Origin of the sequence: Kitasatospora sp. NPDC056076 (assembly GCF_042266305.1) — a bacterium.
GTDB lineage: Bacteria > Actinomycetota > Actinomycetes > Streptomycetales > Streptomycetaceae > Kitasatospora.
In genome coordinates, this window is the sequence record NZ_JBHJWG010000055.1 from 36,657 (window position 1) to 60,679 (window position 24,023).

26 protein-coding genes are annotated in these 24,023 nt (G+C 72.0%); 12 read left to right on the forward strand and 14 right to left on the reverse strand.

Annotated elements, in window-relative coordinates; genetic code table 11:
- Nucleotides 1-294 precede the first annotated feature (294 nt).
- The 8 genes from ACFC1T_RS33040 to ACFC1T_RS33075 form a co-directional block, all read right to left on the reverse strand.
- Entirely contained in the window at nt 295-570 is a 276-nt protein-coding gene (locus ACFC1T_RS33040) for a DUF6253 family protein (protein ID WP_375894897.1), read from the reverse strand.
- Nucleotides 567-1,376, reverse strand: coding sequence for a maleate cis-trans isomerase (locus tag ACFC1T_RS33045; RefSeq protein ID WP_375894900.1), 810 nt, complete (start codon nt 1,374-1,376; stop codon nt 567-569). Before ACFC1T_RS33045 ends, ACFC1T_RS33040 begins: the two co-directional genes overlap by 4 nt.
- Before the next feature lie 10 nt (nt 1,377-1,386).
- The gene (locus tag ACFC1T_RS33050) at nt 1,387-2,061 is read right to left on the reverse strand and encodes a transglutaminase family protein (RefSeq protein WP_375894902.1); all 675 of its coding nucleotides are present in this window, start codon (nt 2,059-2,061) and stop codon (nt 1,387-1,389) included.
- A gap of 17 nt (nt 2,062-2,078) precedes the next feature.
- Entirely contained in the window at nt 2,079-3,197 is a 1,119-nt protein-coding gene (locus ACFC1T_RS33055; protein ID WP_375894905.1) for an acyl-CoA dehydrogenase family protein, read from the reverse strand.
- Between the two features lie 203 nt (nt 3,198-3,400).
- Nucleotides 3,401-3,775 (reverse strand): ectoine synthase, encoded by a 375-nt coding sequence (locus ACFC1T_RS33060; protein WP_375894907.1) that lies wholly within the window; start codon nt 3,773-3,775, stop codon nt 3,401-3,403.
- A 141-nt stretch (nt 3,776-3,916) separates the two neighbouring features.
- The gene (locus tag ACFC1T_RS33065) at nt 3,917-4,183 is read right to left on the reverse strand and encodes an acyl carrier protein (protein WP_375894910.1); all 267 of its coding nucleotides are present in this window, start codon (nt 4,181-4,183) and stop codon (nt 3,917-3,919) included.
- Nucleotides 4,180-5,646, reverse strand: coding sequence for an AMP-binding protein (locus ACFC1T_RS33070; protein WP_375894913.1), 1,467 nt, complete (start codon nt 5,644-5,646; stop codon nt 4,180-4,182). Before ACFC1T_RS33070 ends, ACFC1T_RS33065 begins: the two co-directional genes overlap by 4 nt.
- A gap of 296 nt (nt 5,647-5,942) precedes the next feature.
- Nucleotides 5,943-6,392 carry a MarR family winged helix-turn-helix transcriptional regulator gene (locus tag ACFC1T_RS33075; protein WP_375894915.1) on the reverse strand — a complete coding sequence of 150 codons (450 nt, stop codon included), beginning with the start codon at nt 6,390-6,392 and terminating at the stop codon, nt 5,943-5,945.
- A gap of 323 nt (nt 6,393-6,715) precedes the next feature.
- On the opposite strand from ACFC1T_RS33075, the gene ACFC1T_RS33080 reads away from it, so the two are divergent.
- From ACFC1T_RS33080 to ACFC1T_RS33090, 3 genes are all read left to right on the forward strand, one after another.
- On the forward strand, nt 6,716-7,711 hold the full coding sequence (locus ACFC1T_RS33080; protein ID WP_375894918.1) for an FkbO/Hyg5 family chorismatase: 996 nt from the start codon (nt 6,716-6,718) through the stop codon (nt 7,709-7,711).
- Complete coding sequence (locus tag ACFC1T_RS33085) at nt 7,708-8,679, forward strand: LLM class flavin-dependent oxidoreductase (RefSeq protein WP_375894921.1); 972 nt, start codon at nt 7,708-7,710, stop codon at nt 8,677-8,679. The genes ACFC1T_RS33080 and ACFC1T_RS33085 overlap by 4 nt, the downstream gene beginning before the upstream one ends.
- Before the next feature lie 65 nt (nt 8,680-8,744).
- Nucleotides 8,745-9,911, forward strand: a complete 1,167-nt coding sequence (locus ACFC1T_RS33090) for an MFS transporter (RefSeq protein ID WP_375894924.1) — start codon at nt 8,745-8,747, stop codon at nt 9,909-9,911.
- 61 nt (nt 9,912-9,972) lie between these two features.
- Here ACFC1T_RS33090 and ACFC1T_RS33095 read toward each other — a convergent pair whose 3' ends face one another.
- Nucleotides 9,973-11,298 carry an MFS transporter gene (locus ACFC1T_RS33095; protein WP_375894927.1) on the reverse strand — a complete coding sequence of 442 codons (1,326 nt, stop codon included), beginning with the start codon at nt 11,296-11,298 and terminating at the stop codon, nt 9,973-9,975.
- A 215-nt stretch (nt 11,299-11,513) separates the two neighbouring features.
- On the opposite strand from ACFC1T_RS33095, the gene ACFC1T_RS33100 reads away from it, so the two are divergent.
- From ACFC1T_RS33100 to ACFC1T_RS33110, 3 genes are all read left to right on the forward strand, one after another.
- Nucleotides 11,514-12,857 (forward strand): condensation domain-containing protein, encoded by a 1,344-nt coding sequence (locus tag ACFC1T_RS33100; protein ID WP_375894930.1) that lies wholly within the window; start codon nt 11,514-11,516, stop codon nt 12,855-12,857.
- Nucleotides 12,858-12,950: 93 nt separating this feature from the next.
- On the forward strand, nt 12,951-13,919 hold the full coding sequence (locus ACFC1T_RS33105; protein WP_375894933.1) for an NAD-dependent epimerase/dehydratase family protein: 969 nt from the start codon (nt 12,951-12,953) through the stop codon (nt 13,917-13,919).
- 172 nt (nt 13,920-14,091) lie between these two features.
- Nucleotides 14,092-14,901: an aminoglycoside N(3)-acetyltransferase gene (locus tag ACFC1T_RS33110; protein WP_375894935.1), complete on the forward strand. Its 810-nt coding sequence runs from the start codon at nt 14,092-14,094 to the stop codon at nt 14,899-14,901.
- 47 nt (nt 14,902-14,948) lie between these two features.
- Here the strand turns inward: ACFC1T_RS33110 and ACFC1T_RS33115 are convergent, their stop codons facing one another.
- The 4 genes from ACFC1T_RS33115 to ACFC1T_RS33130 form a co-directional block, all read right to left on the reverse strand.
- The gene (locus ACFC1T_RS33115) at nt 14,949-16,466 is read right to left on the reverse strand and encodes a M1 family metallopeptidase (protein WP_375894937.1); all 1,518 of its coding nucleotides are present in this window, start codon (nt 16,464-16,466) and stop codon (nt 14,949-14,951) included.
- Between the two features lie 156 nt (nt 16,467-16,622).
- Nucleotides 16,623-17,489: a sulfurtransferase gene (locus ACFC1T_RS33120; protein ID WP_375894940.1), complete on the reverse strand. Its 867-nt coding sequence runs from the start codon at nt 17,487-17,489 to the stop codon at nt 16,623-16,625.
- 111 nt (nt 17,490-17,600) lie between these two features.
- Nucleotides 17,601-17,924, reverse strand: a complete 324-nt coding sequence (locus ACFC1T_RS33125; protein WP_375894943.1) for a hypothetical protein — start codon at nt 17,922-17,924, stop codon at nt 17,601-17,603.
- A gap of 169 nt (nt 17,925-18,093) precedes the next feature.
- Nucleotides 18,094-18,702 (reverse strand): polysaccharide deacetylase family protein, encoded by a 609-nt coding sequence (locus tag ACFC1T_RS33130; protein ID WP_375894945.1) that lies wholly within the window; start codon nt 18,700-18,702, stop codon nt 18,094-18,096.
- On the opposite strand from ACFC1T_RS33130, the gene ACFC1T_RS33135 reads away from it, so the two are divergent.
- Together ACFC1T_RS33135 and ACFC1T_RS33140 are read left to right on the forward strand one after the other, a co-directional pair.
- Nucleotides 18,680-18,982: a hypothetical protein gene (locus tag ACFC1T_RS33135; protein ID WP_375894948.1), complete on the forward strand. Its 303-nt coding sequence runs from the start codon at nt 18,680-18,682 to the stop codon at nt 18,980-18,982. The genes ACFC1T_RS33130 and ACFC1T_RS33135 overlap by 23 nt on opposite strands.
- A gap of 188 nt (nt 18,983-19,170) precedes the next feature.
- The gene (locus tag ACFC1T_RS33140) at nt 19,171-20,031 is read left to right on the forward strand and encodes an SAM-dependent methyltransferase (protein WP_375894951.1); all 861 of its coding nucleotides are present in this window, start codon (nt 19,171-19,173) and stop codon (nt 20,029-20,031) included.
- A gap of 37 nt (nt 20,032-20,068) precedes the next feature.
- Here ACFC1T_RS33140 and ACFC1T_RS33145 read toward each other — a convergent pair whose 3' ends face one another.
- Nucleotides 20,069-20,926 carry an Fpg/Nei family DNA glycosylase gene (locus tag ACFC1T_RS33145; protein ID WP_375894953.1) on the reverse strand — a complete coding sequence of 286 codons (858 nt, stop codon included), beginning with the start codon at nt 20,924-20,926 and terminating at the stop codon, nt 20,069-20,071.
- A 346-nt stretch (nt 20,927-21,272) separates the two neighbouring features.
- Here ACFC1T_RS33145 and ACFC1T_RS33150 point away from each other — a divergent pair, with 346 nt between their 5' ends.
- The 4 genes from ACFC1T_RS33150 to ACFC1T_RS33165 all read left to right on the forward strand — a co-directional run bounded on the left by ACFC1T_RS33150 (nt 21,273) and on the right by ACFC1T_RS33165 (nt 24,019).
- A complete protein-coding gene (locus ACFC1T_RS33150; RefSeq protein ID WP_375894956.1) occupies nt 21,273-21,746 on the forward strand; it encodes an SRPBCC family protein in 474 nt (157 codons plus the stop codon).
- Between the two features lie 80 nt (nt 21,747-21,826).
- Nucleotides 21,827-22,504, forward strand: a complete 678-nt coding sequence (locus ACFC1T_RS33155) for a hypothetical protein (protein WP_375894959.1) — start codon at nt 21,827-21,829, stop codon at nt 22,502-22,504.
- 88 nt (nt 22,505-22,592) lie between these two features.
- Nucleotides 22,593-23,387: a DsbA family protein gene (locus ACFC1T_RS33160; RefSeq protein ID WP_375894962.1), complete on the forward strand. Its 795-nt coding sequence runs from the start codon at nt 22,593-22,595 to the stop codon at nt 23,385-23,387.
- Nucleotides 23,384-24,019: a vitamin K epoxide reductase family protein gene (locus ACFC1T_RS33165; protein ID WP_375894964.1), complete on the forward strand. Its 636-nt coding sequence runs from the start codon at nt 23,384-23,386 to the stop codon at nt 24,017-24,019. Before ACFC1T_RS33160 ends, ACFC1T_RS33165 begins: the two co-directional genes overlap by 4 nt.
- Nucleotides 24,020-24,023: the final 4 nt, after the last annotated feature.

A 24,023-nucleotide genomic window follows, 5' to 3' on the forward strand; every position in this document is an offset into this window, starting at 1 on the left:
ACCCCGGGGCAGGGAGGCCCGGGGTGCGGTGGATCCGGAGTGCCCGGGAAAACCGCCGGGTGCGCGGCGGGCCCGACGGGCGGCGGGAGGATCCATTCCGATCGGCGGCGAATAGGCATTGACCGAATAGCGAATTGCGATAAGCGGGTCGAGCACCGGCCGGGCGGCCGGGAAAAGCGGAGCGCCGGGTCCCGTTATCTCACCGGGACTTCACAAATGACCGCACCCTCCGCGGGCGCTGCCGGCCGACGGACGGGCGGCACCGAATGGCGGACGCCGCGGAATGGGCGGACGTCACCGAATGGCGGGCACGTACGAGTCGTCCACCCGACCGTCCGCCGTCGCCGGGTCGAAGGTCGTCGCGGGCGCCTCGTCCCCGCGCGAGCCGTTGCGGCGGTCGTACCGCAGGAAGTCCGACAGCTGGTCCGTGCGCCGCAGGTGCCCCTTGACCAGGACCACGCCGAACAGGTGGTCGCCGTCCTCCCGCCAGCAGACCAGCGGGATGCGGTAGGTGTCGCCCTCCGGCGTCCCGAAGACGGCCTCGTAGGCCTGTGCGTCCAACAGGCTCACGCGTGGCCGTCCTTCGGGGTCGTGGTGAACAGCTGTCCGTAGTCGGTGATCTCCCGGGCGGTCCCGGCGGCGCCGGCCAGGTGGAGGGCGTGCCAGAGGATCACCTGGTTCGCGGTGACGACGTTGAACCCGAGCTCCTCCTCCAGCGGCTTGATGGTGCCCACCGCCCGGATGCCGTTGCCGGCCACCAGGACGGCGTCCGGCCGGTGCTCCGCCACCGTGCCGCGGATCCAGGCCGACAGGTTCTCCGGCGTGATGGCCTTCTGGTTCGACGGCAGTCCGCAGGGGGCGTGGTGGACCACCTCGTAGCCGAACTCGCGGAAGTAGTCGGCTCCTTGGCCGGAGAGCGAGTCGGTGAACCACGGCGGGTTCACCAGCGCGATCCGCCGGGCGCCCAGGGCGTCGAACGCGGCCCGGGCGGCCTTGGTGGTGCCGGTGATCGGCAGCCCCCGGGTGACGGGCAGCAGCCGCTCGTACAACTCCCGTTCGCCCTGGGCCTTCAACGCGTAGCTGGAGGAGGTGAATCCGAGCGTCAGGGCGTGCAGCGGGGAGGCCGCGAGCAGTTCGACGGCCTGGTCCAGGTAGGGGGCCTGGACGAAGGACAGGATCGGGTCGTACGGGATCTTCTCGTCCATCTCACCGCCCGCGCGCATGGCGGCGAAGTGCACGCGCGAACCGTGGACGGAGACGGAGGCGGGGGCCACGGCCTGCAGTTCGGCCTCCGGGCCGACGTCGGCGTGCGGCACGACCACGCCGATCCGGGTCGAGGCGTCCCATCCGTCGACGGGCGGCGGGGTGCTGGTCATGGGGGTTCTCCTACCGGGTGAGGGTGGACTCTTCGGCGAGGCGGCCGCCGTGGACGGTGCCGGTGCCCGTGGTGTCGAGGAACTTGGGGTGCTTGCGGCGCATGGTCTCGATGACGAACTCGTAGGGGAGGTCGTCGAAGCTGCCGTGGTCGGTCAGGAACTCCATCGCGCCGCCGCCGTCGTGGGGGTGGTGGAGGCTGTCGTTGACGCCGTCGAACTCCAGGGCGCGCATGCCGTAGAGCTTGCAGAGCAGCTTGTTGAACACCGGGGTGACCTTGATCCACTTGCCGTCCAGGTGCACCTGGGCGAGCGAGTGGAAGAACACGTCGCCGCCGATGTGGGACAGCAGGCGGGGCGAGGCCAGGTGGTTGCGCACGTCGCCGTAGACCAGCCGGGAGGGGATGCCCAGGGCGCGCACCCCGGCCGCGTACAGCGCGGCCTTGTGCAGGCAGAACCCGGACTTGGTGGTGGCGGTGGTGGAGGCCCGCAGGCCCTCCCGGGAGAGCGGGGCGCCGTAGACCTCGTAGTCGACGCCGTCGCGCACCGCGTAGTACAGCTCGATCGCGTTGGTGCGCCGGTCCGCCGAACGGTCCCGGACGGCGTGGTCGACGAAGGCCTGCACCGCGTCGCTCTCGTGGTCGAGGAACTCGGTGGAGCGGGTGAGGTGGTCCAGTGTGTCGGTCATGTCGGGATTCCCGTCGGTCAGAGTCCAGCCAGCATGGCGATCCGGTTGCGCTGGATCTCGGAGGTACCGGAGTAGATCGTTCCGGCGATCGAGTTGCGCAGGTCGCGCTCGACGCCGTACTCGGTCAGCACGCCGCGGCCGCCGTGGATCTGCACCGCGTCGAGCGCGGTCTGCACGTTGGCCTCGGAGACCACCGTCTTGGTGGCCGCGAGGTCGAACGCGGCGTCCTCGTTCCGCTCGACCTTGGCGCCGGTGTCGGCGAGCCACTTGCGGGCCGTCTCCACCCGGATCTTCATGTCCGCGATCTTGTGGGAGATGCCCTGGTAGGAGCTGATCGGCCGGCCGAACTGGCGGCGCTCCTTGGCGAAGGCGATGGTCTCCTCCACCCGTCGGGTCATCTCGCCCAGGGTGATGGAGAAGCCGAAGAGCACCTCGCGCTTCATCACGTAGTCCAGGACCCGGAAGCCGGAGCCCTCCTGCCCGACCCGCTGGGAGACCGGGACGCGCAGCTCGTCGAAGGAGAGCGTGCCGATCGGGCTGGTGCGCAGGCCGATCTTGTCCATCGCGGGGCCCACGGTCAGGCCGGGGGTGCCGGCCTCGACGAGCAGGGTGGTGAGGCCGAAGGGGCCGGGCTTCCCGGTGCGGACGTAGAGCAGGAACAGGTCGGCGACCGGGGCGTTGGTGATGAACATCTTGTCGCCGCTGACCACGTAGTGGTCCCCGTCGCGGCGGGCGACGCTGGCCAGGTTCATGGCGTCCGAGCCGCCGGAGCTCTCGGTGATCGCGTGGGCGGTGATCAGCTCACCGGACATGATCCGCGGGAGGTACTTCTCCTTCAACTCCTGGGTCGCGAAACGTTGCAGGGGCACGCCGACGGACACGATCTGGGTCGAGGCGGAGAAGGACAGGCCCGCGTCCCGGGAGGTGTGGCCCAGTCCCTCCAGGGCCCGCATCGTCCGGGTGAGGCTGTGCCCGGCGCCACCGAACTCGGGCGCGAAGTGCACCCGCAGGAGTCCGGTCTCCCGCAGGGCCTTCCACTTGTCGTGGGGGAACTCGCCTGCCGCGTCCAACTCGCTGGTGTTGGCGTTGAGTTGCTCCGCCCACGGGGCGGTGAGGTCGAAGAGGTCATCGTCCATGGGGGGTCCTGGGGTCCATTCCGGGGTCGGTCGTGCTGCGGAGGATCGGGGTCGTGCCGTGGCGGGGTGCCACGGCCCGGCCCGGCCACGGGCTCGGGGCGGCGCGTGGCCGGGCCGGGTCCGGTCCCGGCGCGGAGCCGTGCGGGGCTCCGCGCCGGGACCGGTTCGACCGGCCGGCGGTGGGGCGCCGGCTGATCGGCGGCTCAGTACTGGGAGTAGCCGTCCTCGGAGAGGACGTGCTTCTCGTCGCCGTTGATCGGCGGGTTGAAGATCGACACCAGGTGGAGGTCCTCGTCGGCCGAGGCCACCAGGTGGTGCGGGTCGTGCTGGTTGAGGACGTAGATGGTGCCCGGGACGATCTTGTGGCGGGTGCCGTCGTGCTCCACGACCTCACCGGAGCCGCTGATGCAGTAGCAGGCCTCCAGGTGGTTGCGGTACTGCAGGGCACTGGAAGTGCCCTTGCGCACCAGGGTGTCCGCGACGGCGAAGCCCATCCCGTCGCTCTTGGTCAGCAGGCGGGTGCTCAGGCCGTTGCCCCACTCGACGGGGGCGACATCATCGAGGCTGCGGGTGAACATCTCTGTGGTTCTCCTTCGGAATAGGGTGGGAACTACGGGTGTTGCGGAGGTACGGGCCTTGCGGGTGTGCGGCTCTTGCGGGGTGGGGCGGCTCTTGCAGATGTGCGGCTCTTGCGGGGTGGGGCGGCTCTTGCGGGGTGGTCAGGCGGCCACGGCCGGGCTGTGCTCCGTGATCACGGCGGCGATGGCGTCCAGGGTGCGGAAGTCGTCCGGGCCGAAGTCGATGTCGTCGACGGGGATCCGGTAGGCCGTGGTGAAGTGCGCGAGCATCCGCACCAGGCCCAGGCTGTCGATGACTCCGGACTCGATCAGGTCGTAGTCGCCGGTGAGGTCCGATACGTCCTCGCCGGCCAGGAACTGGTCCACCACGTAGGCGCGGACCTCGGCGGCTATGGCGGTGCTGCTCATGCGGTGGTCTCCTTCAGACGGGTCTGCTTGATCAGGTTCCGGTCGGGCTTTCCGGTCGACGTACGGGGCAGCGGAAGGGCGGTGAGGTGCACCGAGGCCGGGATGGCGTGGCGCGGCAACTCCCGTCCCAGGTGGGCGCGGAGGCCCAGGGTGGTGAGGGCGCTGCCCGGGCGCTGGGCGACGTGGGCGTGCAGGCGGACACCGGCCTCCGGGTCGGGCAGCGGCACGACCACGGCCTCGGCGACGTCGGGGTGGGCCGCGATCACGGTCTCCACCTCCTGGAGGTTGGTGCGCACGCCCCTGACCTTCACGTGCCAGTCCGCGCGCCCCTCCAGGAAGTAGAGGCCCTCGGTGTTGCGGGTGACGATGTCGCCGGTGCGGTAGAAGACCCGGCCGTCCAGCTGGGTGAACACCGCGTCGTTGAGCTCCCGGCGCAGGTAGCCGGTGGTCTGGAAGGGTGTGGACACCAGGAGTTCCCCGGTGCCGACCGTGGCGAGGCGCCGGCCGTCGGAGTCGACGACCACGGCCTCGGTGCCCCGGATGGGGCGGCCGACGGGCATCGGCCCGGTCGCCGCGGGGTCGACCCGGTGGATGAACGAGTCGTTGGTCTCGGTGCAGCCGAACACGTTGTGGAAGGCGGCCCCGGGGAACGCGGGGGCGACCCTGGCGAGCAGGTCCGCCGGCATCCGGTCACCGGTGAAGATCGCGTGGCGTACGGCGGGGAAGGTGCCGCCGTGGTCGAGCAGCAGCCGGTACACCATCGGCACGCCCTGGACGAAGGTGACCCGGTGCCGGGCGGCGAGCCCCGCCAGGTGGGCTGCGTCGGTGGCCCGCTGCTGCTCCACCAGGACGACGGTGGCGCCCAGTTGCAGGAAGGTCCAGATGTCGAGCAGGGCGAGGTCGAAGTTGAGCGGGGCGTAGGACAGCGCGGTGTCCTCGGCGGACAGCGCGAACTCGCTGACGGCCCAGTCGGCGAAGGCGTCGAACCCGGCGGTCTCGATCGGCACGATCTTGGGGGTGCCGGTCGAGCCCGAGGTGGTCAGCAGCAGCCTGGTCCGGGCCGGGTCCGGCACCGCGAAGCCCGTCGCCTCGGCCTCGTCCGCCGGTACCGGCGCCGCGGCGAGCGCGCCGTCGGCGGTCGCGGTGAGCCGGTGGGAGACCCTGGCCTGCTGCGCCAGGCGCTCCAGTGCGGCGCTGCCCAGGTCCGGGGAGGGGGCGAGGGCGACCAGGCCCTCCTGGGCGACGGCCAGCAGCAGGGCGACGGTCTGCGGGTTCTTGTGCGCCGGCACGCACACCGTGCCGCCGGACGGGAGGTCCAGCGCCGACAGGTGCTTGCGCAGGCTGCGGGTCAGGTCGTTCAGCCGGCCGTAGGTGACGGCCTGGTCGTTGAAGTGGAGCGCGATGTGGTGGGGCCGCTCGTCGCCGTGGGCGGCGACGGTCTCGGCCAAGCGGGACGATGGCACGGCGGGATTCCTCGCGGTCGGCTCAGTCGCCGGTAACGGGTACCGATCGGCTGTTCGAATTCGTGCGGTGTCGAGGAAGACCGTACCGGGCGAAGTCCATGCTTGGTCAAGCATGCACTTGCCGAAGTGGGTGTGACGCAGACCACCAGACTTGCATGACCAAGCAAAAGACCCCGAACGCGGAATGCGTTCGGGGCCGGGATGGACGGGCTGAGGCGCCACGCCGGCGCGCCACAGCCGTCCGGGACCGGGGGAGCCCGGGACCGGACCACTGTGCCGCGCCGGGGGGCGACGGGTCAGACCTGGGTCGCGCGCAGGGCCTGGACCGTGGGGCCCAGTTCGGGGTCCGCGGTGAAGGAGTTCAGCGCGGAGGAGAGGACCTCCGCATAGGTCGCCCGCGCCGCCTGGTAGCGCTGGCGCCCCTCGTCCGTGATCACCGCGTAGACCCCGCGCTTGTCCGAAGGACACAGGTCCTTGAAGGCGAAGCCGGCCGTTTCGAGCCGGCCCACCAGCCGGGTCACCGACGACTGCCCCAGGCCGACCCGGTCGGCCAGGTCCTGCATCCGCAGCTCGCTCGTCGAGGAGTGGTGCAGGTGCTCCAGGGACCGGTACTCCGACAGTCCGATCCCGTGCTGGCGCTGGAGCGCCAGGGCCAGCTCCCGCTCCACGAACGAATGGAGCGTCAGCACCCGCCCCCAGGCTGCCTGGTCGGAGCTGCGCAGCGGCGCGTGCGGTGAGGTTGCCATAAATGCCTCCCTTGCAGAGGTGTTGCTTGACAGAAGAGTACATGCGCATGCAAGATCCTGGCGCCCCCGATTTTTATTCCGCGGGTCCCCCAAGCGCAGTTCATTGCACGTACAAGCAAACATTCTGCCTGTTCAGCGCCACCGCAGGAGCGCGGGCCGCCTCGGCCCCGCCACACACCGCTCCTGCCCCCGTCCCCATCGGCGACACCCGCTTCGAGGGAGTCCCGAGCCCCAGCACCTGCGCGGGGCGATCCTCGACGCGCAGGCCCACCAGGACGTCGCCGACGACGGCGCCGCCTGCCGCACCGAAGGAACCTGCTGACATGAGCATCCGTGCCCACTTCACCTCCGCGGCCCAGCCGCCGTCCCCGGAGCCGGGGCGCCACGTCCTCGCCACCGTGACCTACGGCGCCGCCACCGGCCTCACCCGGGTCGAGCACGGCCACCCCGACCTGACCATCCCGATGGCGGTCACCAACGGCGACGCCTTCCGCGAGGTGTGGACCGTCGCCGAACAGCCGCGCTGGGTCCTGCGCGAGGACAGCGCCTACGCCCACGACGGCCGACACCTCTTCGTCGCCGGCCTCCTGCCCGAGCAGTCGGTCTACACCCCGCCGGTGCGGGAGATGTACGAGAAGGCCTTCGCCCTGGTCAACCACCTCGACTACGGGCACATCTTCCGGATGTGGAACTTCGTCGGCGACATCCTCGGCGCCAACGCCGAAGGCATGGAGGTCTACCGGGACTTCGTCCAGGGCCGCGCCCAGGCCTTCCAGACCTACATGGGCGACACCACCGCCCAACTCCCCGCCGCCACCGGGATCGGCACCCAGGGCCGCGGCATAGCCTTCGTCCTGCTGGCGACCAGAAGAGGCGTGCCCCGCCACCTGGAGAACAGCCGGCAGACCTCCGCCTACCACTACCCCGACCAGTACGGTCCCAAGTCGCCGAGCTTCGCCCGCGCCACGCTCCTGGACGACACCCTCTACGTCTCCGGCACCGCGTCCATCCTCGGCCACGAGACCGTCCACCCGGGCGACGTGCGGCGCCAGACCCGGGAGACCCTGGACAACATCGCCCACCTGATCTCCCGCGAGAACCTCGCGGCCCAGGGCATCGACGCGGGACACGACCTCAAGGACCTACGGATGATCAAGGCCTACGTGCGACATGAAGACGATGTTCCGGCGGTACGCGCTGTCTGTGAGGAGACACTTGGTCTGGGTACTGAGGTGAAGTACCTCAACGTCGCCGTCTGCCGGGACGACCTCCTGGTCGAGATCGAGGGCCTCGTCCCCGCCGTGGGGTGGGACCAGTGACCGCCCTCAAGGTCGGCATCGTCCTGCCCGGCCGCGAGGCCGTCGTCGACGAGGGCCCCTACCCGGCCAACCTCGCCTCGATCGCCGCCCTGGCCGAGGAGTCCGGCTTCGACTCGATCTGGGCCGGCGAATCCCCGCTCGCCCGCTCCCGGATGAACCCGCTGCTCGCCCTCGCCGCCGCCTCCTCGGCCACCGAGCGGGTGCAGTTGGGCACCGCCGTGCTGATGCCGCTGCGCGCCCCCGTCCACCTGGCGCACGAACTGGCCTGCCTGGACCGGATCTCCGGCGGCCGGGTGATCGCCGGCATCGGCTCCGGCTTCGCCTCCCCCGCGACCGAGCGCGAATTCGCCAACTACGGGCTGGACTTCGCCACCCGCTTCGGGCGGATGCGGGAGACCGTCGAGATCTGCCAGGCACTCTGGGCCGCCCGCGGCGAGCCCGTCTCCTACCAGGGCAAGCACTACCGGCTCCAGGACGCCGCCCTGCTGCCCCTGCCGCACCAGCCGCAGGGCCCGCCGCTGTGGATCGCCCACTCCGGCCCCCAGATGCTGCGCCGGGCCGGCCGCGGCTTCGACGGCTGGATGCCGACCTCCACCACCCCCGAGAACTACGGCGCGGGCTGGGAGCAGGTCACCGCCGCGCGCGAGGAGGCGGGCCGCCCCGCCGAGGCGGTCACCGGCTCCGTCTACCTCTCCGTCGCGGTCGACCGCACCCGGGAGCAGGCCGAGGAGACCCTCTGGTCGTACTTCCGCGCCTACTACGGCCTCCCGCTCACCACCATGCGCACCACCCAGGGGATCTTCGGCGGAACCCCGCAGGAGGTCGCCGACTGGCTCCACCAGTACGTCAAGAACGGCGCCCGCCACCTGATCCTGCGCCTGCCCACCGCCGAGCTGACGGAGGCCGCCTACCGCGACGCGGTCCGGCGGACGGCGCAGGAGCTCCTCCCGCTCCTGCGCGAGCTGTGAACGGCCGGCCCCAGCCGCCGGGGTGGGCGGTGTGGGCGGCGGCGTGGCCGATCACCGCCGTGTTCATGCTGTCCAACATCCCCACCCCGCTGCTCGCCCTCTGGAAGGACCGCATCGGCTTCTCCACCGGCACCACGACGGTCATCTTCGCCGCGTACATCGGCGGACTGCTGCTCGCCCTGCCGTTCACCGGCGCCCTGGCGGACCGGTACGGCACCCGCCGGGTGCTGGCCCCCGCCCTGGTCGCCGGACTGGTCTCCTGCGCGCTGTTCATGACGGCCACCCACGTCCTGACCCTGATCGTCGCGCGGCTGCTCACCGGTGTGGCGGTCGGCGCGGTGCTCTCGGCCGGCACCGCGGCGGTCTCCCACGTCGGGGGCCCCGGGCGGCGCCCGCAGGCGGTCCTCGCCGGATCGGTGGCCATCGGCACCGGCCTGGCCGCCGGCCCCCTGCTCGGGGGCAGCGTCTCCCAGTACTGGACGGCCCCCACCGTCACCGTCTTCGTCCTGGAGGGGGTCCTGCTCCTGACCGCCCTGGCGGTCGTGTACACCCTCCACCTGCCGCCCGTACCGGTCTCCCGGGAGGAACCCGCGCCGGGGTGGCTGCGCCTGCCGTCCGTCCCCCGGGTCAACCGCCGCGGCCTGGCCACCAGCCTGCTGGTCTACATCCCCGGCATGACGGGGACGTCCCTGCTGCTCGCGCTCGGGCCGATCCTGCTCGCCTCCCTGCTGCACACCGGCAACCGGCTGGTGACCGGCGGGATCGGCTTCATGATGTTCGGCGCCTCCACCGGCGTCCAGTTCGCGATCCGGAACCTGCCGCTGGGGCGGATCCTCACCATCGCGGGCGTCGTCACCGGCGTCGCCATGCTCGGCACCGCCACCGCCGTCCGCGCCCACTCCCTCGCCCTGCTCACCCTCGCCGCGGTCGCCGCGGGCGTCGGGCAGGGCATGGGCCAGTACGGCGGCTTCTCCCGGCTGGGGACGGAAGTCGTCCCGACCCGGCTCGCCGAGGCCAACGCGGCACTCAGCGCGGGCGGTTACCTGTTCGCGGGCATCCTGCCCATCCTGACCGGCTACCTGAGCGACGCCGCCGGGATCGCCACCTCCTCCACCGTGTTCGCCTCCCTCACCGGCGCTGCGGCCCTCGCCGGCGCCCTCCTGGTCGGCACCCTCCGGGCGCGCACCCCCGTCGAGGAGGTACGGGAGCCCAGGAAGGTGCCGGCCTCCTGAACGGCCCGCCCGCTGCGGCCGGATCGCGGCGGGCGGGCTGCTCCCGCGGTCCGCGTGGCGGTCAGCCGACCGCCACGGGCACCCGCTCCGGCACCGCCAGCGCCGCGAGGCGGCGCAGGCTGGCCCGGCGCTGGAGCGCGGCGAGCCCGGTGGACGCCGCACCGAGCGCCAGCCAGCCCACCGGGCCGGCGGCCATCACCACGCCGGTCAGCAGCATCGGCCCCACCGACTTCTGGACCGACTGGGACATCCCCGCCACCCCCAGGTAGGAGGCCCGGGCCCTCGGCGGCGCCAGGCTGACCGCCAGCTCCCAGGAGCTCACCGAGCGCATCAGCTCCGCGAGCGTGACCAGCGCGGCCGCGGCCAGCAGGGCGAGCGAGGCGGTCAGCGGGCCGCCGCCGGTGGAGAGCGCGATCAGCAGGCAGCTCGCGAGCAGCGTCACCCCGTACCAGCCGACCGCCCTGGTCGCCCCGCCCGGCCGCTCCGCCCAGCCGGAGACGCGCAGTTGGAGCACCACCACCAGCACGGTGTTGAGGGTGAGGAAGGCCGGCACCACGGCGTGCGGCGCGTCGGTGTGGTGGATCAGCCAGAGCGGCAGGCCGACGTTGAGCACGGAGTCGTCCAGGCACATCGGCAGGTCCAGCAGCACGAACAGCAGGTAGCCGCGGTCGCGCCAGGGGCTCGGCACGGCGCCGCCCCCGGCGACTGACGCCTCCGCCTTCACCTCCGGTTCCGCCTTCGACCCCGCTTCCGCAGCCGCTTCCGCTTCCGCCACCGCGCCCAGACCGCGCCCGGCCGGCTCCTCGGTGCGCCGGATCAGGGCGGCGGCCAGCAGGTACGAAAGCGCGTTGGCCACGATCAGCGCCCGGTACGCGGTGGTGGTGCCGAACGCCAGGCCGATCGCCGCGACGCCCGTCCCGACCGCGTAGCCGCCGTTGGCCACGCTGCGGAACAGCGCCTGGTAGGTGGCCCGCCGCTCGCCCGCGACCCGGGTGGCGAAGAGCATCTCCAGGGTCTTGGCGCCGCGTTCGGCCAGGCAGGTCAGCGCGACCGAGACCAGCAGCGCGGTGAAGTCCTGGACCACCAGCAGCAGCGCCATGGTGGCCACCCGCAGCAGGTGGCAGCCGATCAGCAGCCCGCGTACCGAGAAGCGTTCGGCGGCCCGTCCGGATAGCGGCGAACCGATGATCCCGGCCACCGCGCCCACCCCGAGCAGCAGGCCGAGCCGCCCGGCGTCCATGCCGCAGACATAGGTGAAGTACAGCACGGACGCGGCCGCCCACACCCCGGTGCCGGTCCGGTCCACGCCCTGGGCCAGCAGCATGATGCGGGCGTCCCGCCCGCCCGGCGGCCGCCGCAGCTGCGACCACAGTCCGTTCCCCCGCATGACAGGTCCTCGTTTCGCGTCCACCGTCAATCTCGACATCAAGATACTTCATGTCGAGATAGTCATGGAACCCCGGTCCCGCATACCGGACGCCCGCCGGCCGGCCACCCCCTCGACGCCCGGCGGACCGTGCGCCACACTCTCCCCAGCAGCACCCGCGCTCCCGACGCACCGGCACCGACGCACCGAACGACCGCACCCTGGAGAGCCACACGGTGACCACACGCCAACTGCTGGAGATCGCGTTCTCGTCCGGCCGGTCCGGAACCGGACCGGCCACCTGGGGCCAACGGGCCATCTGGGACGCCGTACGCCGACTCCCCCCGGCCGACGTACCGCGCTACACCATCGCCACCGCGGCCCCGCTGGACCCGGGCCTGCCACTGCCCGGACTGCTCGACGCCCTGGACCGACTGCTCCACCTGCACGACTCGCTGCACACCCGACTGCTGCCCGCCCCGGACGGCACGCTGCGCCAAGTCGTCGACCCGGACGGCACCTTGACCGTCGAGGTGCACCCGCTGGCGGACGGCGAGGACCCGACCGAGGCCGGTGAGCGACTGCACCGGGACCTGGCCGGACGCCCCTTCGACACCGCCACCCAGTGGCCCCTCCGGGTCGGCGTGGTGACGGCCGACGGCCTGGCCCGGCACATCAGCCTGGCACTCTCCCACACCGCCGTCGACGGCGCGGGGATGAACCGCCTGGTCGCCGACCTGACCGCGCTCAGCCTCGGGCACTCCCCCAGCCAACTCGCCGGGCTCCGCACACCCGCCCAACAGCCCCTGGAGGAGGCCGAGTTCCAGACCTCCGAGCGGGGCCGCAAGCGCGACACCGGCGCCCGCAAGCAGTTCGTCCGCAAGCTCCGCCTCGCCCCGCCCCGGCTGTTCCCGGAGCCGCCCGCGACCGAGCACCCCGCCGACTTCCCCAACGCCGTCCTGCGCTCCCCCGCCCTGCCCGGCGCGGTCGAACTGGTCGCCGCCACCCACCGGGTGAGCACCTCCTCCGTCCTGCTGGCGGCGACCGCCACGATGACCGCCCGCCTCGCCGGCACCACCGAGGCCGTGCTCAACGTCGTGGTCAACAACCGCTTCCTGCCCGAGCTGACCAACGCGGTGAGCGTGGTCGCGGGCGACGGACTGTTCCACCTCCCCGACGCCACCGCCGAGTTCGGCGAGGTCGTCCGCCGCACCCACTCCGCCGCGATCGGCACCTACCGGCACGCCTACTACGACAAGCTCGCCCTGGCCGCCGAGGTCGAGCAGCTCTCCGCCGAGGGCGTACCGCTCGCCGACCGCTCCTGCGTCTTCAACGACACCCGCGACCTGCTCCCGGCCGCACCCGCCCCGGGCGACGAGGGCACCACCCTCAGCTGGCCGGTCGACTTCGAGCCCCGCCCGGGCCTGACCTACGCCCTGGACGCCCTGCAGTCCCCCGAGGCACTGAGCCTCGCCATGACCGCCGACCCGGCCGTCCTCCCGCGCCCCGCGATGGAGCGGTTCCTCTACGGCATCGAGGAGTTGATCCTCACCGAAGCTGCCAAGGCTCCCACCACCTGACCCCGGCCCCGGCCGGCTCACCCCGAGCCGGCCGGAACCGGCACGCCCCGGATCCGCCCGAATCGACTTGACCCGGGTTCTAGCCTGAACCCCATGCGGATCCTCGTACTCGGCGGTACCTCCTTCGTCGGCCGCGCGATCGCCGCCGACGCCCTGCGCAGCGGCGCCGAGGTCACCCTGTTCAACCGCGGCCGGACCAACCCCGACCTCTTCCCCGAAGCCCGCCACCTGCGCGGCGACCGCGACACCGGCGACTACGCCGCCCTGCGCACGGGCGAGTGGGACGCCGTGGTGGACGTCACCGGCTACCGCCCCCGCCAGGTCGACCAGGCCATGACCGCCCTCGGCGACCGGGTCGGCCGCTACCTCTTCGTCTCCAGCCACGCCGTCTACCACCGGCCCGGGCTCGCCCCGCACTCCGACGAGTCCGCCCCGCTCCGCGCACCGCTGCGCGAGGCCGAGGAGCTGTCCGAGGAGACGTACGGCCGGCTCAAGGTCGCCTGCGAGCAGGACGTCACCGCCCGCTACGGCGACCGGGCGACGATCGTGCGCCCCGGCAAGGTGGCCGGGCCGCACGACGAGCAGCGCGGACTGACGTACTGGGCCCGCCGGGCGGCCCGCGGCGGCCGGATCGCCCTGCCCGGACGCCCCGAACAGCCCGTCCAGGTGGTCGACTCGCGCGACCTGGCCCGGCTGGTGCTCCGGCTGCTCCAGGACGGCCGACCGGGCGCCTTCCACGCCGTGGGCCCGGCCGAACCGACCACCCTGGGCAGCCTGATCGCCACCTGCGCCGAGGTCGCGGGCACCGGGATCGAGCTCGTGCCCGTCCCCCCGGAGACCGCCCCGCCGCCGTTCTTCCCGCTGGTCCGGGCCGAACCCCTCTGGCCCGGCCAGCAGCGCGACCCGGCCCGGGCCCGCGCCGCCGGGCTGCCCGCCACCCCGCTCGCGGTGACCGCCGCCGATGTGCTCGCCTGGGACCGCGAGCGCGGCGAACCACCGCTGGGGCACGGCTTCACCCCCGAGCAGGAGGCCCTGGTCCTCGCCGCTCACGACACCCGGTGACCAGTCCCCCGGAGCGGACGGGCCTCGACGCCGTGGACTGACGCACGGCACCCCCCTCCTGACCGATTGTCAGTGCCACCCGCTAGGGTCGGGCCCGAACAATCGCACCACACCGGTACGAATGCACCAGCACGCCCATCAGCCCTACGCACCACCATCATCAGGGGGGACCATGACCACACCGGGCACCAGCCCGCTCACCGCCGCCGACCTCGTGGAGGGTTGGCACCGGGTCGGCGTCCGCCCGGGCATGGCGGTCATCGTGCACTCCTCGCTCTCCAGCCTCGGCCGGGTCGAGGGCGGGGCGGCGGCCGTGGTGGCCAGCCTGCGCGAGGCCGTCGGGCCGGGCGGCACGGTGGCCACGCCCGCCTTCACCGGCTCCGTCGTCTGCGACCCGGCACCGGACCACGCCGGGCTGCCCACCCCCGAGATCGCCGAACTGCGGGCCGCCGTCCCGCTGTTCCACCCCGGGCTGCCCTCCCCGATGGGCGCGATCGCCGAGGCCCTGCGCAGCCTGCCGGAGAGCCTGCGCAGCACCCACCCGCAGGCCTCGGTCGCCGCCGTCGGCGCCCACGCCCGCGAGGTCACCGCCCGCCGCTCGCTCGGCTGGGCCGTCGGCCGGGAGTCGCCCTTCGGCGCCCTGCACGACCTCGGCGGGTACGTGCTGCTGGTCGGCGTCGGGCACAACCGCAACACCTTCCTGCACTACGCGGAGACCTTCGCCCCGAACCGCCGGCTCAAGCTCCGCCGCTTCCCGATGGCCATCCAGGGCGAGCGGGTGTGGATCGAGACACCGGACGTGGGCAACGACAACGACACCCACTTCCCGGTCGTGGGCCGGGAGTTCGAGGAGCTGGCCGGCATCCGCGAGGTGCTGGTCGGCGACGCGCCGTGCCGGCTGGTCCCGGTCCGCGAGCTCATACCCTTCGCCGTCCGCCGCCTCACCGAACTCCTCGCGGCGGACGGCCCCGGAGCGGCGTAGCCCGGCCCACCGGCCGGGCCACGCCCGTCACCTCACCCCACCGGGTGTCAGTGCTCGTGCACCGAGTGGGCGTCCTGGATCTTCTTCCAGGACTTCGGCTCCACCAGCGCCTTGACGTCGTCCCGCGCCCCCGGCGCCAGCGAAGCGGCGGCCGGTGCCCCCGGCACCACCGGTCCGACGGCCGGCTTGCCCGGAGTGAACAGCCAGGTCTTGAAGAGGTCCCCGAGCTTCTTCCCGGACACCTTCTCCGCGTACGCCTGGAACTCCGCGATGGTCGCGTTGCCGTACTTGCGCTCGGTGGGCCAGCCCTTGAGGATCTTGAAGAACTTCTCGTCCCCGACGGTGTTGCGCAGCGCCTGGATGGCCACCGCGCCCCGGTCGTACACCGCGTTGGAGAACTGGTTGTCCGCGCCCGGGTCGCCCGGCTTGACGCTCCAGAACGGGTCGTCGGCCGGGTGCGAGGCGTAGATGTAGTCGGCCAGCTCCTGGGCGGTGCCCTCGTTCTCGTGCTCGGACCAGAGGAACTGGGCGTAGCTCGCGAAGCCCTCGTTCAGCCAGATGTCGCTCCAGCGCGAGAGCGAGACGCTGTCGCCGTACCACTGGTGGGCCAGCTCGTGCACGACCACCGAGGTGTTGGTGCCCTTGGCGAACTGCTTGGGGCTGTAGAAGACCCGGGTCTGGGTCTCCAGGGCATAGCCGGTCGGGACGTTGGGCACGTACCCGCCGACCGAGCTGAACGGGTAGTCGCCGAAGTAGCCGCTCAGCCAGTCCACCAGCTCACCGGTGCGCTCGACACTGGCCCGGGCGGCGTCCGCGTTCTCGCCGAGGTCCTTGCTGTACGCGTTGTAGACCGGCAGCCCGCTCGCGGTGGTGTCGGTGGTGATGTCGAACTTCCCGACCGCCAAGGTCGTCAGATAGGTCGCCTGGGGCTTGTTCTCGCGCCAGCTGTAGCGGGTCCAGCCGGCCTTCGAGCTGGTGCCGGTCAGCACGCCGTTGCTGATCACCTGGTTGCCGTCCGGCACCAGCACCGAGACGTCGTAGGTGGCCTTGTTGCTCGGGTGGTCGTTGCTCGGGTACCACCACCACGCGGCCTCGGGCTCGTCGGCCGCCACCGCGCCGTCCGGGGTGCGGTGCCAGGCGGTGAAGCCGTACTTCTTCACGGTGGACGGCACGCCCTTGTAGCGGACCACCACGGTGGCCTGGCTGCCCTTGGCCAGCGGCCGGGCCGGGGTGATCTCCAGCTCCTGCTCACCGCTGGTGGCGAAGGCCGCCGCCCGCCCGTTGACCAGCACCTCGGAGACGTTCAGCGCGAAGTCGAGGTTGAACCGGGAGAGGTCCTGGGTAGCGGTGGCGAGGATCGTGGTGGTGCCCTCCAGCTCGTCGGTCGCGGGCTGGTACTTCAACCGGATGTCGTAGTGGGAGACGCGGTAGCCGCCGTTGCCGTAGGTCGGGTAGTAGGGGTCGCCGATCCCGGCCGCGCCGGGTTGGAAGTCGGCGGCCGAGGCGGGGACGGCCAGGAACAGGCTCAGGGCACTGGCGGCGGAGACGATCAGCCTCTTGCGCAACGTGGTCCTCCAGGATCACCGGATCGATGGGTCGGATCGATCCTTGTCCCGGCAGCCCCCGGTCCACTCCCCAACTATGAGATGTTCATGAAAAGAAACGCGCCGAAATACCACCGCCCCACCACCGCCACCCGCCCCACCTGCCCCACCCGCACCTCAGACCCCGAGCACCACCGGCGCCCGCACCAGCGAGCCGTACTCCGTCCACGAGCCGTCGTAGTTCTTCACGTGCGGGTACCCCAGCAGCTCGGTGAGCGCGAACCAGGTGTGCGCCGACCGCTCGCCGATCCGGCAGTAGGCGATCACCTCGCGCTCCTCCCCGACCCCCTTGCCGCCGTACAGCGCCCGCAGCTCCTCCGCCGAGCGGAACGACCCGTCGTCGTTCGCGGCCTGCGACCAGGGCACGTTGACCGCCCCGGGAATGTGCCCGGGCACCTGGGCCTGCTCCTGCGGCAGGTGCGGCGGCGCGATCAGCTCCCCGCGGAACTCCGCCGGGGACCGGACATCGACCAGCACGGCGTCCGCACCGGGCTTGGCGAACACCTCCGCCTTGGCCAGCACCTCGTCCCGCAGCGCCCGCAGCTCGGGCCGCTCCGGCCCGGTCAGCCGGTACCCCGAGTGCTGGTAGTCCATCACCTCGTGGGTGAGCTCCCGCCCCTCCAGCTCCCACTTCTTCCGCCCGCCGTCCAGCAGCTTCACCGGCCCGAACCCCCGCAGCCGCAACAGCCAGAACGCGTACGCGGCGAACCAGTTGTTGTTGCCCCCGTACAGGACGACCGTCGTGTCCTCCTCCACCCCGGCCGCCCGCAACAGGTGCTGGACACCGTCGCGATCCGCGTAGTCCCGCCCGACCTGGCTGTGCAGATCAGTGGTCCAGTTCCACCCCACCGCCCCCGGGATGTGGTCCCGCTGATAGGCGCTGCTGTCCTCGTCGACCTCGACCACCCGGACCGTCCCGTCGTCCAGGTGATCGGCCAGCCACTCGGTGCGGACCAACGCCTCGGGGTGTGCATAGCCGGTCATCCCGGGCCTCCTTCGCTCCACCCGGACCGCGGCACCCGGGCACAACGAGGCACCGGCGACCGGGCCGGACAGTTCGACGCTACGCCGACCACCCGACCCGGGCCACCCGGCTCAGGAGAAGATCACCGAGCGGAACTTCAACCGGTTGCCGAGCTTGGTGCCGGGGTTCATCGTCCGGAAGACGTCACCGTCACAGTGCTCCTCGAGGAACACCGTGGCCGTCGAGGTGGTGAGGTTCTCCGGCGCGAAGGCGGGGTCGGCCCCGGTCTCCGGGACGTCGATGCACACCCGGCTCTCCGGGTCGGCCAGCCCGGTCTGGACCCCGGGGCCGACCTTGTAGAGGAAGTCCCCGGTGGCGGCGTTGGCCGACATCGGAACGGCGAGGACGAGGGCGGCGGCGCTGGCGACGGCAAGGAATGCATTGCGGAGACGCATGGGAGAGAGAGCCTTTCAGGTGGTACTCGACGTACCCGGCGAACTAGTGCGAGATCACCCTAGAGGCCGAAAATCCGCAGAAACGCTTCTTCCAATCCACCCATTCGAGTGGTTTAGGAGCCAAAGCCGCCACCTGTCCCACCCATCGCTATTCTCCGACTTTCCGATATCAATTCGGCGGCGCCGTGAACAGGTATCCGGAATCGATCAGCACCGGCAGGTAGGCCTTCAACGCCGCCACCGTCTGCGAGCGGTCCCCGCCCCCGTCGTGGTTGAGCACGATCGACCCCGGCCGCACCTCTTTCAGCACCGTGTCGATGATCGACGACGTCCCCGGCCGGGACCAGTCCCTCGGGTCGATCGACCAGGCCATGTTCCGCAGCCCCATCTCGGCGGCCACCCGCAGCGACACCGGCGAGAAGTCCCCGCCCGGCGCCCGGAACCAGGTGGGCAGCCGCCCGGTGGTCCGGTGCAGCAGGTCGCTGGTGCGCTCCAGCTCGTCCCGCACCTGACTCTCCGACATGTGCCGCAGGTCCGGATGCGTCCAGGTGTGGTTGGCGATGTGGTGGCCCCGGTCGGCGATCTCCCTCACCAGGGCCGGGTGCTCGACGGCGTTCTCGCCGATCAGGAAGAAGGTCGCCCGGATCCCGTGCTGCTGGAGCAGGGCCAGCACCTGGGGCGTGTACTTGGGGTCCGGCCCGTCGTCGATGGTGAGCGCCACCACCCGCTGGGCCGGGTCCAGGTCGTAGACCGGCTTGCTCTCCGCATCGCTGAGCACCTTGCGGACGGGCTGGACACTCGGCGCCGCACTGGCCGCCGGACTCGCCGACGGGGTGGCGGACGGCGGCACCGGCGAGGGCGTCGGCGAGGAAACCGAAGCCCCGGGCGCCCCCGGCACCTCCGTCGCCAGCACCTCCGTCACCCCCTCCGGAGCAGCGACACCCCTGTTACCCCAGGGGCTCTTGCAGGCGGCGGCACCGCCGAGCAACGACATCCCGGCCGCTACCATCAGCAGCCTGCGCGAGGTGACCCGAGCGGTCACCGAAGAAGTAATCTGACGATCAGACAGCATTCTGGATGCTTGCCCCGCTGGTCAGCACCCCTCCCCCCGGGCGCCGATCACCACTCCGACAGCCCACACCACCCCCATCCCACCGACCTACCGACACCCCTTCCCCTCATTCCCCCCATGGCCGCTACGCTGTGCCTTCCCCAGTGTGATGATCTGCCATCAGAGGACGTGGCCATGACGACAAGTCAGGACTTCCCCCAGCAGGGCCCGCAGGACGAGGACGCCGTCGAGCTGAGCCAGTGGGAACGTTTCGGCGTCGACACCACCACTCCGCACTCCGCGCGCGTCTACGACTACTGGCTGGGCGGCAAGACCAACTTCCCGCCGGACCGCGCCATGGGCCAGGCCATCGAGGAGGCCGTGCCCAGCGTCAAGGAGATGGCCAAGGCCAACCGCGCCTTCCAAGGGCGCGCGGTCCGCCACCTCGCCCGGGAACACGGCATCCGCCAGTTCCTCGACCTCGGCACCGGCATCCCCACCTCGCCGAACACCCACGAGATCGCCGAGGCCGTCAGCCCGGGCACCCGCGTCGTGTACGTCGACAACGACCCCATCGTGCTCGCCCACGCCCGCGCCCTGATGGTCTCCAGCCCGGCCAGCCGCACCACCTACATCCACGCGGACCTGCGCAAGCCCGAGGAACTGTTCTCCGACCCGGCGCTCACCTCCACCCTCGACCTCACCCAGCCGGTCGGCCTGCTGATGATCGCCGTCCTGATGCTGATCGCCGACGAGGACGACCCCTGGGGCCGGGTCGCCGCCCTGCGCGACGCCCTGCCCGCCGGCAGCTGCATCGCCCTCACCACCCCCACCGCGGACTTCGCCCCGGAAGCCGTCGGCAAGGTCGCCGAAGCGGCCCGGGCCGGCGGAATGACCCTCGTCCCGCGCGGCTACGACGACGTGCTCCGCTTCTTCGACGGCTGGGACCTCGTCGAGCCGGGCCTCTCCCCCGTCCTCGCCTGGCGCCCCGACGGCGAGCCCCCGGCCGACCCGAAGGCCGCCTACTACTGGGGCGGCGTCGCCATCAAGCGCTGACACCACCGCCGCGCCCGGGTGGCCCCACCCGGGCGCGTCACTTCAACAACCGCGACATCCTCCGGTCCGCCAACGGCTTCCCCCCGGTCTGACACGTCGGGCAGTACTGCAACGACGAGTCCGCGAAGGACACCTCCCGCACCGTGTCCCCGCACACCGGACACGGCAGCCCGGTCCGCCCGTGCACCCGCATCCCCACCTTCTTCTCCGCCTTGAGCTCCCCCGCCGCCAGCCCCCGCGACCGCTCCACCGCGTCCCGCAAGGTGTCACCCAACGCCTCGTACAACCGCGCCGTCTCCTCCTCCGTCAAGCTCGACGCCAGCTTGTACGGCGACATCCGCGCCACGTGCAGCACCTCGTCCGAGTAGGCGTTGCCCACCCCCGCCAACACGGTCTGGTCCCGCAACACCCCCTTCAACCTCCGCCGCTCCCCCCGCAACAACCCGGCGAACTCCTCCACCCCGAGATCCAACGGTTCCGGCCCCAACCTCGCCACCCCCGGCACCTCCACCGGATCCCGCACCACATAGACGGCGAGCCCCTTCTTCGTCCCCGCCTCCGTCAGATCGAACCCGTCCCCACCCTCCAACCCCACCCGCACCGCCAACGGATTCCGCGAACTCGGCTTCGCCGGTTCCACCGGCAACGAATCCCTCCACCGCACCCACCCCGCCCGCGCCAGGTGCACCACCAGATGCACCCCACCCACCTCGAAGTCCAGAAACTTCCCCCGCCGCCCCACCGCCCCCACGGCCCGCCCCTCCAAGGCAGCCACCGGCGGGTCGTACGTCTTCAACGCACTGATCGCCACCACCTGCACCCGCGCGATCTCCCGCCCGACCACCCGTGCAGCCAAGAAGGAACTCAACGCCTCAACCTCAGGCAACTCCGGCATGCGCCCAGTCTCCTCCCACCCCCAAACCTGCACCAACCCACCCACAACAACCACCCACCCCACCACCCGACCCAGGCGAGAGGGACGCGCTGCGGGAGGGGGCGGTGGAGGGGGTGGGTGCGGAGAGGGGCGTTGCGGGTGATTTTCAGACCGCCCACGGCGCCCAGCCACGTGCCCACAGGGTCGGCGGTCGGAAAATCACCCAGCCTCCGGAGCGCCCACCCCCGGAACCGCCCCCGGACCAACCCACCCTCCCGAAAGCCCACCCCCACACCCCAGCCCCGCGCAGCGGCCCCCTTTTGCCCCACCCCCCGACCAAGCGCACCCTGGTTCCGGAGGAAACCCCATGACCACCCTTGAGGAACAGATCGACATCACCGCCCCCGTCCTCGCCGCCTGGGAGCAGCTCCACCGGGTCCACGAGTACCCCCGGTTCGTCGACGGAGTCCGCACCGCCCACCCCCACGGCCGCAACCTCGCCCACCTCGGCGTCCGGATCGGCAGCGCCGAGCGGTCCGTGGACACCGAGATCACCGACCGCGGACGGGGCCGGGTGATGGCCTGGCGCACCCTGGACTCCGTCCACCTGAGCGGCGCCTTCGCCCTGCTCCCCCTCGACCCCGAGCACACCCGCCTCCAGATCCGGCTGGAGTACGACCCGGAAGCGGTCCACCGCGAGTTCGGCGGCCCTCGCGGCTTCGCCCAGGCCGGAGCGATCGAGCGCACGGTCCGCGAAGACCTCGAACACTTCCGAGACCTCCTGGAAGCCCGGGTGACCACCGCAAACGGCCACCCCCACGGGAACCCCCACACCCCGTAAGAACCACATAAGCCCAGCTCAGCAAGGCCGGTGAGGCTCTTCACAGCCCGCCGCCGACAAGACCGTTCCACTTTCAACCTGTGGCAGACTCGGATGCCATGGACATCGGCCCGGTCATCAGGACGCTCCGCGCGGCGGTCTTCGCCGCGCTGGTCGTGCTGCTCGCCGGGCTCGGCCAGGTGCTGGTCACCGGCCGCTCGCTGCCGGTCGGGACGATGGGCCTGGCCTCGGCCGCCGTCTTCGTCCTGGCCTTCGCCCTGGCCGGCCGCGAACGCGGCTACCCGGCGATCGCGGCGGCGTTCCTCCCCCTCCAGCTCGGCGTCAGCGCCCTGTTCGACCTGGCCCAGCGCTCCTGCCCGTCCCTGCCGCCCGACGCCGGGCAGGGCCTGCGCCCGCTGCTCTGCGGCGGCGGCTCGCTCGGCGGGTTCCTGCTCGGCCACGGCGTGTCCGAGCAGACCGGCATCCTCGTGCTGCTCCTCCTGCACACCGTGATCGCCCTGGCCGGGGCCTTCTGGCTGCGCCGCGCGGACGCCGCGCTGAGCGGCCTCACCCGGGCCCTCCGGACGCTGGGCGAGTTCCTGCACCGCCACCTCCCGGCCGCCGCCCGCTGGCTGCGGCTGCTGACCGCCCCCGTCCCGGCCCGCCCGGTGCTCCGGGTGCCCTTCCCCCGCGCCAGCCGTGTGCTGGTCCCCGCCGAGGCCGCAGTCGTCCGCCCGGCCGTCCGCCGCGGCCCCCCGGTGTTCGCCCTGACCGTCTGAGCGCTTCCCCTCGACGGTCCTCGCTCCCCGCCACGCCCAGCGCCCAGCGCCACGCGCCCGCGCACCCGAGAGCACAGGACGACACCCCATGAGCAACGCCCGTAAGACCGACCGGAAGACCAACGCCACCGAGCGCATGCGCGAGGCCCGCGCCCAGGCCCAGCGCGCCGACCGGGTCCGCCGCCGGGTGGTGGTCGGCGGCGCCTCCGTCGCCGTGCTCGCCCTCGCGGCCGGCGTCGCCTTCGCCGTCGGCGGCTCCTCCGGCTCCTCCTCGACCGCCGGGGCCGGCGGCCCGCTGGTCGTCCCCGCCAACGCGAGCGGCACCGACGGCACCGTGATCACCTACGGCAAGGCCGACGCCCCGCACACCCTGGAGGTCTACGAGGACTTCCGCTGCCCGTTCTGCGAGCAGCTGGAGACGACCACCGGCAAGGCCGTCCAGCAGCTCGCCGACGACGGCACCTACAAGATCGAGTACCACCTCGCGACGTTCCTGGACAAGAACCTCGGCGGCAAGGGCTCGCGCACCGCGCTGGCCGCCGCCGGCGCCGCCCTGAACGAGGGCGTGGACAAGTTCAAGGCCTTCCACGACGTGCTCTACGCCAACCAGCCGGACGAGCGCAGCGACGACTTCGGCGACGTCAACCACATCCTGGACCTGGCCGGCCAGGTGCCCGGCCTCAAGACCGACGCCTTCGTGAAGGCCGTCCAGGACGGCACCTACGCGCCGTGGGCGGCCAAGGTGAACGAGGAGTTCAACAAGAGCGACGTCACCGGCACCCCGACCGTCAAGCTCGACGGAAAGAAGCTGGACGTCCTGACCAACGGCAAGGCCGTCTCGCCCGAGCAGTTCACCGCCCTGGTCAAGCAGGTGACCGGGTGACGTCGCCCGCCCAGGCCGTACCCGCCGCCGCCAGCACGCGGACCTTCGGTGCGAGCCGCCCCTTCGCCTGGCTGCTCCTGCTCGGCGGCGCGGTCGGCCTGTTCGCCTCGGCCGTCCTCACCCTGGACAAGATCCGGCTGCTCAAGGACCCGTCGTACGTCCCCAGCTGCAACATCAACCCGATCATCAGCTGCGGCTCGGTCATGCGCAGCGACCAGGCGGAGGCCTTCGGCTTCCCCAACTCGCTGATCGGCCTGGTCGCGTTCGGCGTGGTGATCGCGATCGGCGCCGGGCTGCTGGCCGGGGCGTCGTTCCGGCGCTGGTTCTGGCTCGGCCTCCAGGCCGGGACGGTGTTCGGGATCGGCTTCGTGACCTGGCTGATGTACCAGGCGCTGTACCGGATCAGCGCGCTCTGCCCGTACTGCATGGTGGTCTGGGCCGCGATGATCCCGCTGTTCTGGTACACCACCCTGCACAACCTGCGCTCCGGCGTGATCCCGGTCGGGCCGAGGGCGCGGACGGTGGTGCGGGAGGCCGTGCGCTACCACTGGGTCGTCCCGGTGCTCTGGTACGCGGTGATCGCGCTGCTGGTGCTCAACCGGTTCTGGTACTACTGGAGCACCCTGATCTGACGCC